The sequence below is a fragment of the Mucilaginibacter sp. genome, assembly GCF_965201005.1.
In the GTDB taxonomy this organism is placed as follows: Bacteria; Bacteroidota; Bacteroidia; order Sphingobacteriales; family Sphingobacteriaceae; genus Mucilaginibacter_A.
Window position 1 is genome coordinate 686,023 of the sequence record NZ_OZ241747.1, and the last position, 12,645, is coordinate 698,667.

Genomic DNA, 12,645 nt, shown 5'->3' on the forward strand with positions numbered 1-12,645 from the left:
AGCATTGTAAATTTTTACCTTACCGTTTTTCTGCGGTTGCGGATGTAATCTTCAAAAATGTATTCGCCCAAACCATTCAGCGAACTGTAAAAAGCTTTGCCGCCGTTGGTTTCTGTAAATTTCCTTACAAATTGCTGTAAATAAGGATCTTTAGCAATCATAAACGTGGTGATCGGGATTTTCAAGCGTTTGCACTGCGCTGCCATGTTCAGCGTTTTGTTCACTACTTTCCGGTCCAAGCCAACACTGTTTTTATAATACTTTAAACCTTCTTTCAGGCAGGTAGGCTTACCATCAGTGATCATAAAAATCTGTTTATTCTGGGTTTTCCTACGGCGGAGCAGATCAGTGGCCAATTCTAAACCGGCGTAAGTATTGGTATGATAAGGGCCAACCTGCAAATAAGGCAAATCTTTTAAAGAAATTGGCCAGGCATCGTTCCCGAAAACCACAATGTCCAAAGTGTCTTTCGGATATTTTGTCCTGATTAATTCTGCCAAAGCCATCGCTACTTTTTTGGCCGGCGTAATCCGATCTTCACCATACAAAATCATGGAATGCGAAATATCGATCATTAAAACGGTAGAAGTGAGCACTTTAAAGTCCATTTCTTCTACTTCCAGGTCTTTTTCCGTCATGTGGAAATCTCCGATGCCGTGATTAACCTGCGCATTATGGATGGATTGCGTCATATCGATCTGATCCAAACTATCGCCAAATTCATATTCGCGGCGTTCAGAATTTTTTTCATCGCCCTGACCGGAAAGCGGCGAACGGTGGTTGCCTTTTCCGGCTTTTTTCAGCTTGCCGAAAATTTCTTCCAAGGCAGATTGACGGATACTTTGTTCTGTTTTTCCGGTGATCTTAAATTCACCGTTTTGTTTGTCTTCATCCAGATAACCTTTTTGTTTCAGGTCATCAATAAAGTTGCCCATGCCATACTCATCGTTGGTCATGTTGTATTGTTTGTCCAGCTCATTCATCCAGGCCAAAGCCTCACCGGCATCACCGGCCGTGTAGTTGAGCAATTCGAGAAACAATTTCATTAAATCATCAAAACCGCCTTTGGGTATTTGATTGGGGACATATTTTGAGAAAGCGAAACCGCGCATTTTTTACCTTTCGATTTAGTTAACGGACAAAATGATGGATTAGTTTGAGATGAATTGAAAGCCGTAAAAAACTGTCAGCCAAATGACAAGATACCAGCTTCAAAATACCACAACGTTAAGTTACGCTTTTATCTTCAGTTTTAGGCCGATGCTTCTTTTATCGCCTTAATTTTGTGCTGATGTATAAAAACCAACAAAAGTCAAATTACTTTAGTAGGCTAACTTTCACCAAATCCGAATATGAGACGTTTTTTAGTCTTGATAAGAATAGTATTCATCTTTTTTGCCTTTTCTTTTTAGTACTATATATTCTTTTCTCAATTCAAAATTATCGTAAACAGCTTTTCTGATTATGTTCCCATTAATATTTATTAAGCCTATCTTGTTATTTTGTTTAATAATAAAATATTTCCAGTTTTCTGAAGATCTTATTTCATCATAAATTATTGGAATTACTGTTTCATTTTGTGAATTTATCACACCATATTTATGTTGCTTTTTTACAATTTGAAAAAGTTGTTCTCCCCACGAATAATGCCTTACTGTTTCAATAAAAGTTATGTCCTTCTCTAAATATTTAGTATTGTTGAATTTTTTTAAGTCAAAAATCATAGGCTGATTGTTTTTTTCAGCAAATATTTTATTGTTGTCAACTGTATAAAATTTATATTCTTCTGGAATTACATTTCTTCCTTTAAAATCATAAACCCCGTTTAATTTTTTATCATTTTCTATTATATAAAAATTATCATTTTCTACTGAAGAAATATATTTGTATTTTACAGGTAGGATTAGATTTCCATCTGAATCAGATAATCCATTTAATGAGGCTTTCTTAAAAAGGATAAATCTGTCATGATCTCTTGGTAATAGAAATTCATATTGTACAGGAATCAGTTCTTTGTTATCGAGAGAAAATAGACCATTAAGGTTTTTGTGGCGTACAATTAGTCTATTATTTTTGAACTCTATAAAGTCATATTTAAATGGGGTAATGATGTTGTTTAAACTATCGACCATTCCATATTTATTATTTTTTCGTTCTAAAAACCTATTCTTATCAATTTTCTCTTTAGAATTTTGAGAATAAATCGAACTTGCAATCAAAAAGAAAAATAGAGTTAATACTGAATTTTTCATAAAATATTTTCCATATTTATCAATTCGATATATCTACGTAGAAGTAAAGGGTAGCTTCAATTTATCAATTTTACTTAGACTTTTATATTAATGCTTCTTTTATGGCATTAATTTTATGCTGATCATAAACCGGGTTTGCGCCATTGCTTCCTGCCACAAACGCACCGATTGCCGAAGCATTGACCAAAATGTCTTCCATCGGCAAACCATTTAAAAAACCGGCAATAAACGTGGCCAGAAATGAATCGCCCGCACCAACCGTGTCCGCAACTTCAACCTTAAAACCCGGATGACGGTAAAATTTATTCAGGTGCAACACCGCACAACCCTTTTCGCCCAAAGTTACGCACACGGTTTTGGTGTGATAACGGTTGCTAAATTCCTTCATTTTATCTTCTATCGACAGGTTTTTTGCGTTTTCTGCAGATAGAAATTCCAGCTCTTCCTCGTTCATTTTTACCATATCTGCTTTTTGCGCCAGGGTCGAAATCATGTTTGGCGTAAAATGCGGCGGCCGCAAATTCACGTCAAAAATTTTGTAGGAAGGTTTTTCCAGCAAACCCAGCAATGTATTAAAACTGGTTTCGCTACGGCAGGCCAGGCTTCCGTACACCAGCATTTGAAACGGAAATGCTTCTTTTAGCAGGGTTTTTTCAGGCTGGATATTGTCCCAGGAAACCGGCTGCGGAATGGTATATCTGGCCTGATGGTTTTCATCCAAAGCAACCGTAACCAGGCAGGTTGACAATTCTACATCACGCTGAACCAAATCCGTCGGGAAATTTTGTTTTTGCAGATAAGCAAATAATTCATCGCCCAAAGCATCATCGCCAATCCGCGTAAGCATTTGTGCCGAAATTTGCTGCTGTAAAAGATGCATCGCCACGTTCATCGGTGCGCCGCCGGCTGTTTTCCCGGCACCAAAACCGTCCCACAAAACTTCGCCGAAGCATAAAACCTGTTTATCCATTTATAAACGTAAAACTTATAATTTAAAGCGTAAAACAAATTTTATACTATTTTTAGGCGATGAAAAAGATACTTTTATTTTCTGTGATGCTGTTTTTGGCCACCTTTTCTTTCGGGCAGGATAAACTTGCGATCACCAATCTGCTCGAAAAACAACGTTTGGCCTGGAACCGCGGCGATTTGATTGGTTATATGGATGCCTACTGGAAATCAGATTCCTTGGTTTTTATCGGAAAATCCGGGCCGAAATATGGCTGGAAAACTACTTTAGATAATTATAAAAAGAGTTATCCTGATGAGTATGCAATGGGGATTTTAACTTTTAACATCATGGAAATCAACGTAATCGACCTGAAAAATGCGTTGGTTTTAGGCGGATGGAAACTGAAACGCGAAGACGAACAGCCGCAAGGTTTTTTTACGCTTTGGCTGCGCAGGATTAAGGGTGAATGGAAAATTGTGCTCGATCATTCATCGTAACAGAAACAATTAGCCCGTTTTTGCTTTTTTGTTGCTGATGAAAATCCCTTTTGATCTGGAAACCGTTTTAGCAAGAATTGAAAAAGCCATTGCCGCGTACCCAAAAGCCGCCATGTTTGATTTGTACGAACGCGGTTTTACTACTTTGTTTGAGCAGTTGATTTCTTGTATCATTTCAATTCGTACTTTGGATGAAACCACCATTCCGGTTTCGTTAAAGCTTTTTGCGCAAGCCAGAACGCCGGAAGCGATGCTTCTTTTATCGCATGAAAATTTGGTTCAGCTTTTATATGGAAGCACTTTCCCGGGGCAAAAAGCGGATACCATTTTAGGGATTTCAAAAACTGCAGCAGAAAAATACAACGGACAATTACCTGCCGATTTTGAAGGTTTGACCGCGCTAAAAGGAGTGGGGCCGAAGTGTGCAAACTTAGCTCTGGGCGTTGCGGCAAATGTGCCCGGCATTAGTGTGGACATTCATGTGCACCGCGTGGTGAACCGCTGGGGAATTGCCAAAACTTCGCAACCAGAACAAACCATGGTTTTTCTGCAAAAAAATATCCCGCAGAAAAATTGGATTAATATAAACCGGTTGCTGATGCCGTTTGGCAAAAATATTTGTACGGGCAGTTTGCCGCATTGTTCAACTTGTCCGGTTTTAAACTATTGTGCGCAGGTTGGGGTAACCAAACACCGATGAGCTGTTTGGTTTAATGTTTTGCAACGATACAAGTTATGCAGTTTGTTATGCTGTTTTTATTAAACCAACAAATTTATACCGATAAAAGAAGCATGTTGTTTTGATGAACCTTTCTCTTTAAGGCTGAAATGACATAATAAAAAACCTATCCCGGACTTCCTGCTGCCAGCGCTTTTTCGGCCCATTTTACAGCTAATTCTTCCCGAAATTTGGCATAAGGTGCTTTTAAAGCCATTTTCAAAACGCTGTCCACACCGCCTTTTATGGCCAAATTGCATAAACTGGCCACTTTCCGGCTGATGGATGCGTCCCAGGCACGCAAACTCAAAGAGTAAGAACCGTCCAGGTATTTCATCCAGTGCCAGTAACCGGTTGGCATAAACAAAGTATCACCGTGTTCCAGAAAAACTTCCTGACCTTCTACACCTTTTAAAGCCGGAAATTTATTAAAATCCGGGTTGGCCACATCATAATCCTCCAAAGCATAAGTAGCGTTCGGGATGCAGTATAAACGGCGTTTCCACTTGTTCTCAAACAAAATCACGTGTTTGCGGCCGCCAAAATGGGTATGGAAAATGTGCGGCAAATCAATATCGTAATGCAAAAAAGTAACTGAATTTGATCCGCCAAAAAACATGGCCGGCATACTTTCTAGAAAGCCGCCCATCAAATCTTTCGGCAAAACAATATCATTTAAAAGCTGCGGTGCCTGCTTAAATATATTGAAAAAGAAAATCCGTAATTCGGTAGGTTGTGTTTTGATCAGATCGATATAATCTGCAAACTTCATTTCCGCAGCAGCAGCGTTGATGGGTTTGGAAGGGTCAGCTTTAGAATTATCGTAAAGCGGGACAATTTTATCGCCCACGGCCGCTTTCATATATTCCGGCGTCCATTTTTCGCGGGCAGGCCAGTTTTTGGTCAACCCTTTTATTACTAATGGTTTGCGTTTGGCAAGGTATTCTTTTTGAAAAGTTATCGGATCAATGGTATCAACCGTATCAACCGGTTTCAGGATAAAACTCATTTATTATCAGGTTAAGGTACTGCTAAATTTGTGTAAACTTAGCTAATAAATTAACCTGATAAAAGAAGTATGTATCAGGGCCAGCTTAAATTTTTTCAAGATACTTCTTTTATCACCTAAAGAATGGTGGTTTTTTGTTTAAAATTGATACGGACACTAAATTTTATAGGGTAAAAGAAGCACTGTAGTTTTGCTGATACAAATTTTAAACAGGCTCTTGATTATTGCCGGAAGCAAATTTTTACAAAACAAGGATTATTGCGGCTGATGTTCGGACAAGGCTTTTTCAGCACGTTTAATGGCCGTTTGCTCTTTCCAATCCATGTATTTGGTTTTGAATTTGGCTTTCATCACATTGTCAAACTTCCGCTGAATAGTTAAATTATACAAGCTTTTGGCTTTGATCGCCCAGGATTTGTCCCAGGCACGCAGCGAAATCGAAAACGATCCGTCCAGATATTTCATCCAATGCCAGTAGCCGGTTGGCATAAATAAAGTTTCGCCGTGTTGTAAAATAGTTTCCTGTCCTTCAATGCCATCCAAAGCCGGAAATTTTTCAAAATCCGGGCGTTCTACATCGTAATCTTCCAAAGCATAAGTAGCAAACGGAAGTGCATACAAGCGTTCTTTCCATTTGTAATCAAACAAAATCACATGCTTTTTGCCGTTAAAATGCGTATGAAAGATGTGCGCCAAATCAATATCGTAATGCAAAAACGTAACCGAACCTTTTCCGCCAAAAAACATGTTCGGATATTTGTCCAGAAAACCGCCCATCAAATCAGTTGGCGAACGGTAATCTTCCAGCAATTTCGGTGCTTCTTTTATCGGGTCAAATAAAAATATGCGTAAATCTGTTGGTTTGTTTTGGATGAGATCGATGTAATCGCCAAACTTCATCTCCGCAGCCGAAGCATTGATCGGCTTTGTCGGATCAGCTTTTGCACTATCATAAAGTGGCACAATTTTATCGCCCACCACTTCTTTTAAATACTCAAAAGTCCATTTTTGCAAAGCCGGCCAGGTTTCGGTCGCTTTTGTGATCACCAATGGTTTACGCGGAACGAGGTAATTATATATAAAATCTTTTTTAGTGATCTGATCAACACGGTCTATTTGAGAAAGCTTAAAGCCCATAATCTTAACTTTAATTCAACAGCGCAAAAATTATACAATTGCCTGTTTTTTTAAAGCCGAATGCCGATTTTTGAAAATGTGCTGACAAAAGAAAACCCGGTGCTCAAGGCTGCCGGGTTTAAAAAATTTAATAAAAGCTTAAAGCTTATTTGGGCATTAAAACAGTATCTACCACATGGATAACACCGTTGCTTTGAAAAACATCAGCAATTGTAACTGTTGACATACCGCCTTTTTCGTCGGTCAAAACCAATTTATTACCTTTCATCATTGCTGTCAAAGTTCCGCCTTCTACCGTTTTAAAAGTTGCTTTGCCACCGCCAGCTTTAATTTTGGCAGCAATATCTTTAGAAGATAATTTACCTGCAACAACGTGGTAAGTTAAAATTTTGGTTAAAGTTGCTTTGTTTTCTGGTTTTACCAAAGTTTCAACTGTTCCGGCAGGCAGTTTGTTAAACGCTTCGTTTGTTGGTGCAAAAACAGTAAAAGGGCCTTTGCTTTTTAAAGTTTCTACCAAACCGGCAGCTTTAACAGCCGCAACCAAAGTGGTATGATCTTTAGAGTTCAGGGCATTATCAACAATATCTTTGTTGGCATACATTTTTGCACCACCTACCATTGGGTCTTTTTGTGCGTAAACATTCGGGGCAGATGCTAAAGCTACTAAAGCAAGGGCTGCAAAAAATAATTTTTTCATTGGGCTGATTATAAGTATGACAGCAGTTACGGCAGATGTATGTCTGCGGTTTTTGAAATGGCCAATAAAAGAGAACGGCACAGATTTTAACTGGTAATCAGCCGATGAAAAGCTGCGCCGCAATATGGTCCGCATATAGTTTTCCTTCCCGGCTCAAACTCAGGTTTTCCTGGTTTTGGCTGATCCATTTTTGGTTGATAAAAACAGCAGCTTCTTTCATAATTACTGCGGAAAAACCGGCTTGCAGGTTTTCCAACTGATTCAAATCCAAGCCTTTGCTGGTTCGTAAAGCTGTCATGATATATTCGTTCACCCGGTCTTTTTCTGATAAAACTTCTGCCGTAAAAGGAATGCTGTTTTTACCGATAGAATTTAAGTATTGCTGGTTGTTGGCCACATTCCATTGCCTGGTTTTGCCGTTAAAAGAATGTGCCGAAGGGCCAATGCCGAGATATTTAACACCTTCCCAATAGTTGGAATTATGGCGCGAATGGCGGCCGGGCAAACTGAAGTTGGAAATTTCGTAATGCCCGAAACCATGTTCTTCGGCCTGATCCATCAAAAATTCAAACTGTGCGGCACTTTGTTCCTCGTTCATGGCCGGTTGTTTTTTTTTGCTGATAAAAGAAGCAAGTGCCGTTTGCGGTTCCACCGTCATGGAATAAGCCGAAAGGTGCGGGATTTTCAACCCAAAAAACTGCTCCAGGTTGTATTGCCATTTTTCGTGTATAAGCATCGGATACCCATAAATCAGATCGATGGTAATGTTTTCAAAGCCGTAGTCCTGTGCTGTTTTTATCGAGGTAAAAGCTTCGGCGGCATTGTGCGCGCGGTTCATCCACAGCAAATCCTCCTCAAAAAAAGATTGCACGCCAATGCTGAAACGGTTAACGGGCGTTTGTTTCAGAGCGATGATTTTCTGCAAGTTTAAATCATCCGGATTAGCTTCTAAAGTAATCTCTGCATCAGCCTTAACTGTAAAATTTATGAAAACGGTTTCCAGCAAAGCATTGATTTCATCGGCAGATAAAACCGATGGCGTGCCGCCGCCCAAATAAATGGTTTCGATTTCTTCGTTTTGCAGATACTGTTTTTGCAGCATGATTTCTTGTTTCAATGCGGTCAGCAACTCTTTTTTATACTTAAAAGAAGTGCTGAAATGGAAATCGCAATAATGGCAGGCTTGCCTGCAAAACGGGATGTGGATATAGATGCCGGCCATTTTTTATCTGATAACTGTTAATGAACAAAAGAAATATAAATAAAATATTTTATCCGGTCTAAAATTAATTGTAATATTGCAATATAATGGGATTGACTAAAACAGAAATATTTACAGAAAAACAAAACAGGTTGGCCGTATTGCTTAAAGCGATTGCACATCCGGCACGCATTGCTATTTTAGAACATATTATCAGCACTAAAGCTTGTATTTGCGGCGATTTGGCCGGTGAGTTAGGGTTGGCACAACCAACCATTTCCCAGCACTTAAAAGAGTTAAAAAATGCAGGTTTGATACAGGGGACAATTGATGGCGTAAGTGTTTGTTATTGTATTAACACTAAAGTTTGGGAAGAATTGCAACAGCAACTTAATGGTTTGTTTATTACGCACAGCCCGAAACCCGTTTGCTGCTAAGTTTTTTTACCAGATAGCATCGTAATATTGCAATAATGTAAAATATAAATATATGGAAAATTTAAAATGGTCAACCTTTAAACAGCAGTTACAAGAGAATCTCGGATTGATGCTACAATTCCAATATGCTGAAAACAAACTTGTGGATGCTTCATATCATATTACCGAAATTAAACAGGCAGCTATAACTTCGGTAGATTGTGGCGGCGTAATAAATGCCTGAACGGAAGTTATTGTACAACTTTGGGAACCTTTAAACGAGCCACAGGAAAGAGTAATGAAAGTTGATAAAGCATTGTCTATCATACAGTTGGTGGAGAAAATATTACCGCTTCATCCAAACGGAACCGTAAAAATTGAGTTTGGTAATTCTCAGTTTGATACCCGCCAAATGCTGCCTAAAAGTATAACAGTTTCCGGCGAAAACCTGGTTGTTGATCTATGCGCTGATAAGGTACAATGCAAAGCGATTGAACGCGGCGGCAACTGCGGTACAAACCATCAAGGCGAAGAATGCTGCACGCCCATATCCGTTGAAAAACCGAACGTTTTATTAAAAAATTTGACAACCGTTGCTGCTTGCACACCGGGTTCCGACTGCTGTTAAGGATAATCCAATCCACAAAAAAAGATGAAAAATATTTTAGTGTTATGTACCGGCAACAGCTGCCGGAGCCAGCTGGCCGAAGGTTATCTGCGGCATTTTGCAGGTGATAAAGCCGTTATTTACAGTGCCGGCATAGAAACGCATGGCGTAAACCCGAAAGCCATTCAGGTGATGGCCGAAGATGATATTGATATCTCGAAACATACTTCCAACAATGTTGATGAATATTTAAACATTAGTTTTGATGCTGTAATTACGGTGTGCGACAATGCCAACGAAGCTTGTCCGTTTTTTTCGGGCAAGGTAGAACGCTTCCATCAAAACTTTCCTGATCCGGCAAAAGCAAGCGGCACATCAGAAGAAGTGATGAACGAGTTTAGGAAAGTGCGCGATGTAATTAAAGTATTTGCAGCAAATTTTGTAAACGAACATATCAGCCAATAATATGCCGGCCACAAACTGCACCCCCGCGGCAGAACGCAAAAAATTGGGTTTTTTAGACCGTTACCTTACGTTATGGATATTTTTAGCAATGGCTGCCGGTATTGCTATCGGATACTTGATTCCTTCATCTGCTTCTTTTATCAATAGTTTTTCAAGCGGAACCACCAATATTCCTTTGGCCATCGGACTCATTTTGATGATGTACCCCCCGCTGGCTAAAGTAAAATTTGAAAAAATAGGACAGGTTTTTAAAGATACCAAAGTTTTAGCTGCATCGCTGTTTTTAAATTGGATTGTTGGCCCCGTTTTGATGTTTGGCCTGGCGATTATTTTTCTGCACAATTATCCGGCTTATATGGTTGGGTTAATTTTGATCGGGCTGGCACGCTGCATTGCCATGGTAGTGGTTTGGAACGAACTGGCAGAAGGCAACCGCGAATACGCCGCTGGTTTAATTGCGCTGAACAGCATTTTCCAGGTATTACTTTACAGCGTTTATGCCTATTTTTTCATCACGGTTTTGCCGCCGTTATTTGGTTTTAAAGGGCTGGCTGTAAATATTACCATTCTGCAGATTGCCAAAAGCGTTGGTATCTACCTGGGAATTCCTTTTGCAGCAGGCATCATCAGCCGTTTTGTATTGCTTAAATTAAAAGGCGAAAACTGGTTTCAAACAAAATTCATCCCTTTTATTTCTCCGGTTACCTTAATTGCGCTGCTTTTTACCATTGTGGTAATGTTTAGCTTAAAAGGTAATCTGATTGTTCAAATCCCGCTGGACGTAATTCGTATTGCAATACCGTTAATGGTTTATTTTACTATGATGTTTGTGCTGAGCTTTTTCTTGGGCAAATTTTTTGGCGCAGATTACGCTAAAAGTACGTCCATCGCATTTACCGCAACCGGCAATAATTTTGAACTGGCCATTGCAGTTGCCATCGGTGTTTTCGGCATCAATTCGGGTGAAGCTTTTGCAGGTGTAATCGGGCCGCTGGTAGAAGTTCCGGCTTTGATCGGGCTGGTAAACCTGGCATTTTATTTCCGCAGAAAATATTATACATCCAAACATTTAAAAACGGCCTGAAAAGAATATTGTATTTTTTAATGTTTAGCCCGAAACATGATTTATTCGTTTCCAATTCCGTTATTTTTACCCGATAAAAATAGCATTGGTGGCAACGAAATATATTTTAGGCGTAGATATCGGGACCGGAAGCGTAAAAGCCGTTGCCGTAAATGCAGTTGGAAAAGCAATTGGTTCGGTGCAAAAGCATTATCCATTGTTGCAGCCGCAGCCCGGCTTTGTAGAACAGGACATCGAAACGATCTGGCAAAATTTCACGGCTTCCATTGGTGAAGCAGCAGCGCAGTTCGGGCAGCCGGAAGCCATTAGTTTGAGTTGCGCCATGCACAGTTTGATTTTGGTGGATGCGCAAGGAAAGCCATTGACCAATATCATCAATTGGGCGGATACGCGAAGTGCCGAAATTGCCGAACGTTTGCGCGCCTCGCCGGAAGGGGAAGCACTTTACAAAGAAACCGGCACGCCAATTTTTTCGATGTCGCCTTTGAGCAAAATTATCTGGTTTCGGGAAAATCAACCTGAGTTGTTTAAACAAGCCGCAAAATTTATCTCTATAAAAGAACTGTTTTGGTTTAGGTTATTTGGCGAATTTCAGGTTGATCATTCTATTGCATCTGCCACCGGTTTGTTTGATATTTTAAATTTTTGCTGGAGCGAAAAAGCTTTAAAACTGGCCGGGATTGATCAAAACAAACTTTCTAAACCAGTCAGCACAACTTATTTCCGCAATAACGCTGATGCAAAAACCACCAAAAAAACAGGCATAAAAGAAGCATCATGCTGGGTAATTGGCGGTAATGATGGTTGCCTGGCCAACCTCGGCAGTGGCGCAAATAAAATAGGCACAGTAGCTTTAACTGTTGGCACCAGCGGTGCCGTGCGCATAGCCAGCAGCAAGTCGCTGTACAACTTTAAAGCCATGACTTTCAATTACATACTGGATGAAAAAACGTATATCTGCGGCGGCGCGATCAACAACGGCGGCTTGGTTTTAAACTGGCTGCTGGAGAATTTTATGTCGGTAAAAACAGCATCCGCAGAAAATTATGAGCAAATTTTTACCTCGATAAAAACAGTACCGGCCGGCAGCAACGGCCTGCTTTTTTTGCCTTATCTTACCGGCGAGCGCACACCTTTATGGAACAGCAATAGTTGCGGCGTTTTCTTCGGCATAAAAAGCAATCATCAGCAGGCGCATTTTTTGCGGGCTGCGCTGGAAGGTGTTTGTTATGCCATCCGAAGTGTGTTGAATGCCGTTTTAATAACCGCAGAAATCGTACATGAAATAAGGGTAAGCGGCGGTTTTACGGCTTCCGAAGTTTGGCTGCAAATGATGGCTGACATCCTTGGGAAAAAATTAGTGGTTGTGCAGGCAGAAGATGCTTCGGCCATTGGTGCGGCTTACCTGGCCATCCAAACCGGCAAGTTTGCAGGTTTTGGTTTGAAGGCTTCTGCTGCCGAAAAAACAATTGTTCCGGATCCGAAAAAGCACTTTTTATACAGCAAATATTACCAACTATTTGGTCCGCTTTACCAAAACCTGGAAAAAAGTATGAGCCAGCTGGCCGCAATAAATGCACAGACAGAATAATTTATACCAATAATTGAGG

General features: G+C 40.0%; 13 protein-coding genes and 1 pseudogene. 7 read left to right on the forward strand and 7 right to left on the reverse strand.

From position 1 onward, the window contains the following. Positions 1–14 precede the first annotated feature (14 nt). The 3 genes from ACOFKR_RS03040 to ACOFKR_RS03050 all read right to left on the reverse strand — a co-directional run bounded on the left by ACOFKR_RS03040 (position 15) and on the right by ACOFKR_RS03050 (position 3,222). Entirely contained in the window at positions 15–1,112 is a 1,098-nt protein-coding gene (locus tag ACOFKR_RS03040; RefSeq protein ID WP_419802561.1) for a vWA domain-containing protein, read from the reverse strand. A gap of 252 nt (positions 1,113–1,364) precedes the next feature. Then, positions 1,365–2,252: a WG repeat-containing protein gene (locus ACOFKR_RS03045; protein ID WP_419802562.1), complete on the reverse strand. Its 888-nt coding sequence runs from the start codon at positions 2,250–2,252 to the stop codon at positions 1,365–1,367. 82 nt (positions 2,253–2,334) lie between these two features. Then, entirely contained in the window at positions 2,335–3,222 is an 888-nt protein-coding gene (locus tag ACOFKR_RS03050; protein WP_419802563.1) for a carbohydrate kinase family protein, read from the reverse strand. Between the two features lie 59 nt (positions 3,223–3,281). Between ACOFKR_RS03050 and ACOFKR_RS03055 the strand changes: the two genes are divergently transcribed. Together ACOFKR_RS03055 and ACOFKR_RS03060 are read left to right on the forward strand one after the other, a co-directional pair. Continuing rightward, positions 3,282–3,701, forward strand: a complete 420-nt coding sequence (locus ACOFKR_RS03055; RefSeq protein WP_419802564.1) for a YybH family protein — start codon at positions 3,282–3,284, stop codon at positions 3,699–3,701. A 37-nt stretch (positions 3,702–3,738) separates the two neighbouring features. Next, entirely contained in the window at positions 3,739–4,401 is a 663-nt protein-coding gene (locus tag ACOFKR_RS03060; protein WP_419802565.1) for an endonuclease III domain-containing protein, read from the forward strand. 145 nt (positions 4,402–4,546) lie between these two features. Here ACOFKR_RS03060 and ACOFKR_RS03065 read toward each other — a convergent pair whose 3' ends face one another. The 4 genes from ACOFKR_RS03065 to hemW all read right to left on the reverse strand — a co-directional run bounded on the left by ACOFKR_RS03065 (position 4,547) and on the right by hemW (position 8,484). Beyond that, positions 4,547–5,428, reverse strand: a complete 882-nt coding sequence (locus ACOFKR_RS03065) for a cupin-like domain-containing protein (RefSeq protein ID WP_419802566.1) — start codon at positions 5,426–5,428, stop codon at positions 4,547–4,549. A 255-nt stretch (positions 5,429–5,683) separates the two neighbouring features. Then, positions 5,684–6,565 carry a cupin-like domain-containing protein gene (locus tag ACOFKR_RS03070; protein ID WP_419802567.1) on the reverse strand — a complete coding sequence of 294 codons (882 nt, stop codon included), beginning with the start codon at positions 6,563–6,565 and terminating at the stop codon, positions 5,684–5,686. Between the two features lie 145 nt (positions 6,566–6,710). After that, positions 6,711–7,262, reverse strand: coding sequence for a fasciclin domain-containing protein (locus ACOFKR_RS03075; RefSeq protein ID WP_419802568.1), 552 nt, complete (start codon positions 7,260–7,262; stop codon positions 6,711–6,713). Between the two features lie 97 nt (positions 7,263–7,359). Beyond that, entirely contained in the window at positions 7,360–8,484 is a 1,125-nt protein-coding gene (gene hemW / locus ACOFKR_RS03080; protein ID WP_419802569.1) for a radical SAM family heme chaperone HemW, read from the reverse strand. A gap of 86 nt (positions 8,485–8,570) precedes the next feature. On the opposite strand from hemW, the gene ACOFKR_RS03085 reads away from it, so the two are divergent. The 5 genes and pseudogenes from ACOFKR_RS03085 to ACOFKR_RS03105 all read left to right on the forward strand — a co-directional run bounded on the left by ACOFKR_RS03085 (position 8,571) and on the right by ACOFKR_RS03105 (position 12,626). Beyond that, the gene (locus ACOFKR_RS03085) at positions 8,571–8,900 is read left to right on the forward strand and encodes an ArsR/SmtB family transcription factor (RefSeq protein WP_419802570.1); all 330 of its coding nucleotides are present in this window, start codon (positions 8,571–8,573) and stop codon (positions 8,898–8,900) included. Positions 8,901–9,009: 109 nt separating this feature from the next. Continuing rightward, positions 9,010–9,507: pseudogene (locus ACOFKR_RS03090) on the forward strand (DUF6428 family protein). Between the two features lie 24 nt (positions 9,508–9,531). Then, the gene (locus tag ACOFKR_RS03095; RefSeq protein WP_419802571.1) at positions 9,532–9,951 is read left to right on the forward strand and encodes an arsenate reductase ArsC; all 420 of its coding nucleotides are present in this window, start codon (positions 9,532–9,534) and stop codon (positions 9,949–9,951) included. A 1-nt stretch (position 9,952) separates the two neighbouring features. Further along, positions 9,953–11,035 carry an ACR3 family arsenite efflux transporter gene (arsB, locus tag ACOFKR_RS03100; RefSeq protein WP_419802572.1) on the forward strand — a complete coding sequence of 361 codons (1,083 nt, stop codon included), beginning with the start codon at positions 9,953–9,955 and terminating at the stop codon, positions 11,033–11,035. Positions 11,036–11,123: 88 nt separating this feature from the next. Further along, positions 11,124–12,626, forward strand: coding sequence for a gluconokinase (locus ACOFKR_RS03105; protein WP_419802573.1), 1,503 nt, complete (start codon positions 11,124–11,126; stop codon positions 12,624–12,626). Positions 12,627–12,645 lie beyond the last annotated feature (19 nt).

Coding starts and splice junctions, on each gene's coding strand:
- ACOFKR_RS03040 (WP_419802561.1), bottom strand. CDS start 1,112: ATGCGCGGTTTCGCTTTCTCAAAATATGTCCCCAATCAAATACCCAAA.
- ACOFKR_RS03045 (WP_419802562.1), bottom strand. CDS start 2,252: ATGAAAAATTCAGTATTAACTCTATTTTTCTTTTTGATTGCAAGTTCG.
- ACOFKR_RS03050 (WP_419802563.1), bottom strand. CDS start 3,222: ATGGATAAACAGGTTTTATGCTTCGGCGAAGTTTTGTGGGACGGTTTT.
- ACOFKR_RS03055 (WP_419802564.1), top strand. CDS start 3,282: ATGAAAAAGATACTTTTATTTTCTGTGATGCTGTTTTTGGCCACCTTT.
- ACOFKR_RS03060 (WP_419802565.1), top strand. CDS start 3,739: ATGAAAATCCCTTTTGATCTGGAAACCGTTTTAGCAAGAATTGAAAAA.
- ACOFKR_RS03065 (WP_419802566.1), bottom strand. CDS start 5,428: ATGAGTTTTATCCTGAAACCGGTTGATACGGTTGATACCATTGATCCG.
- ACOFKR_RS03070 (WP_419802567.1), bottom strand. CDS start 6,565: ATGGGCTTTAAGCTTTCTCAAATAGACCGTGTTGATCAGATCACTAAA.
- ACOFKR_RS03075 (WP_419802568.1), bottom strand. CDS start 7,262: ATGAAAAAATTATTTTTTGCAGCCCTTGCTTTAGTAGCTTTAGCATCT.
- hemW (WP_419802569.1), bottom strand. CDS start 8,484: ATGGCCGGCATCTATATCCACATCCCGTTTTGCAGGCAAGCCTGCCAT.
- ACOFKR_RS03085 (WP_419802570.1), top strand. CDS start 8,571: ATGGGATTGACTAAAACAGAAATATTTACAGAAAAACAAAACAGGTTG.
- ACOFKR_RS03095 (WP_419802571.1), top strand. CDS start 9,532: ATGAAAAATATTTTAGTGTTATGTACCGGCAACAGCTGCCGGAGCCAG.
- arsB (WP_419802572.1), top strand. CDS start 9,953: ATGCCGGCCACAAACTGCACCCCCGCGGCAGAACGCAAAAAATTGGGT.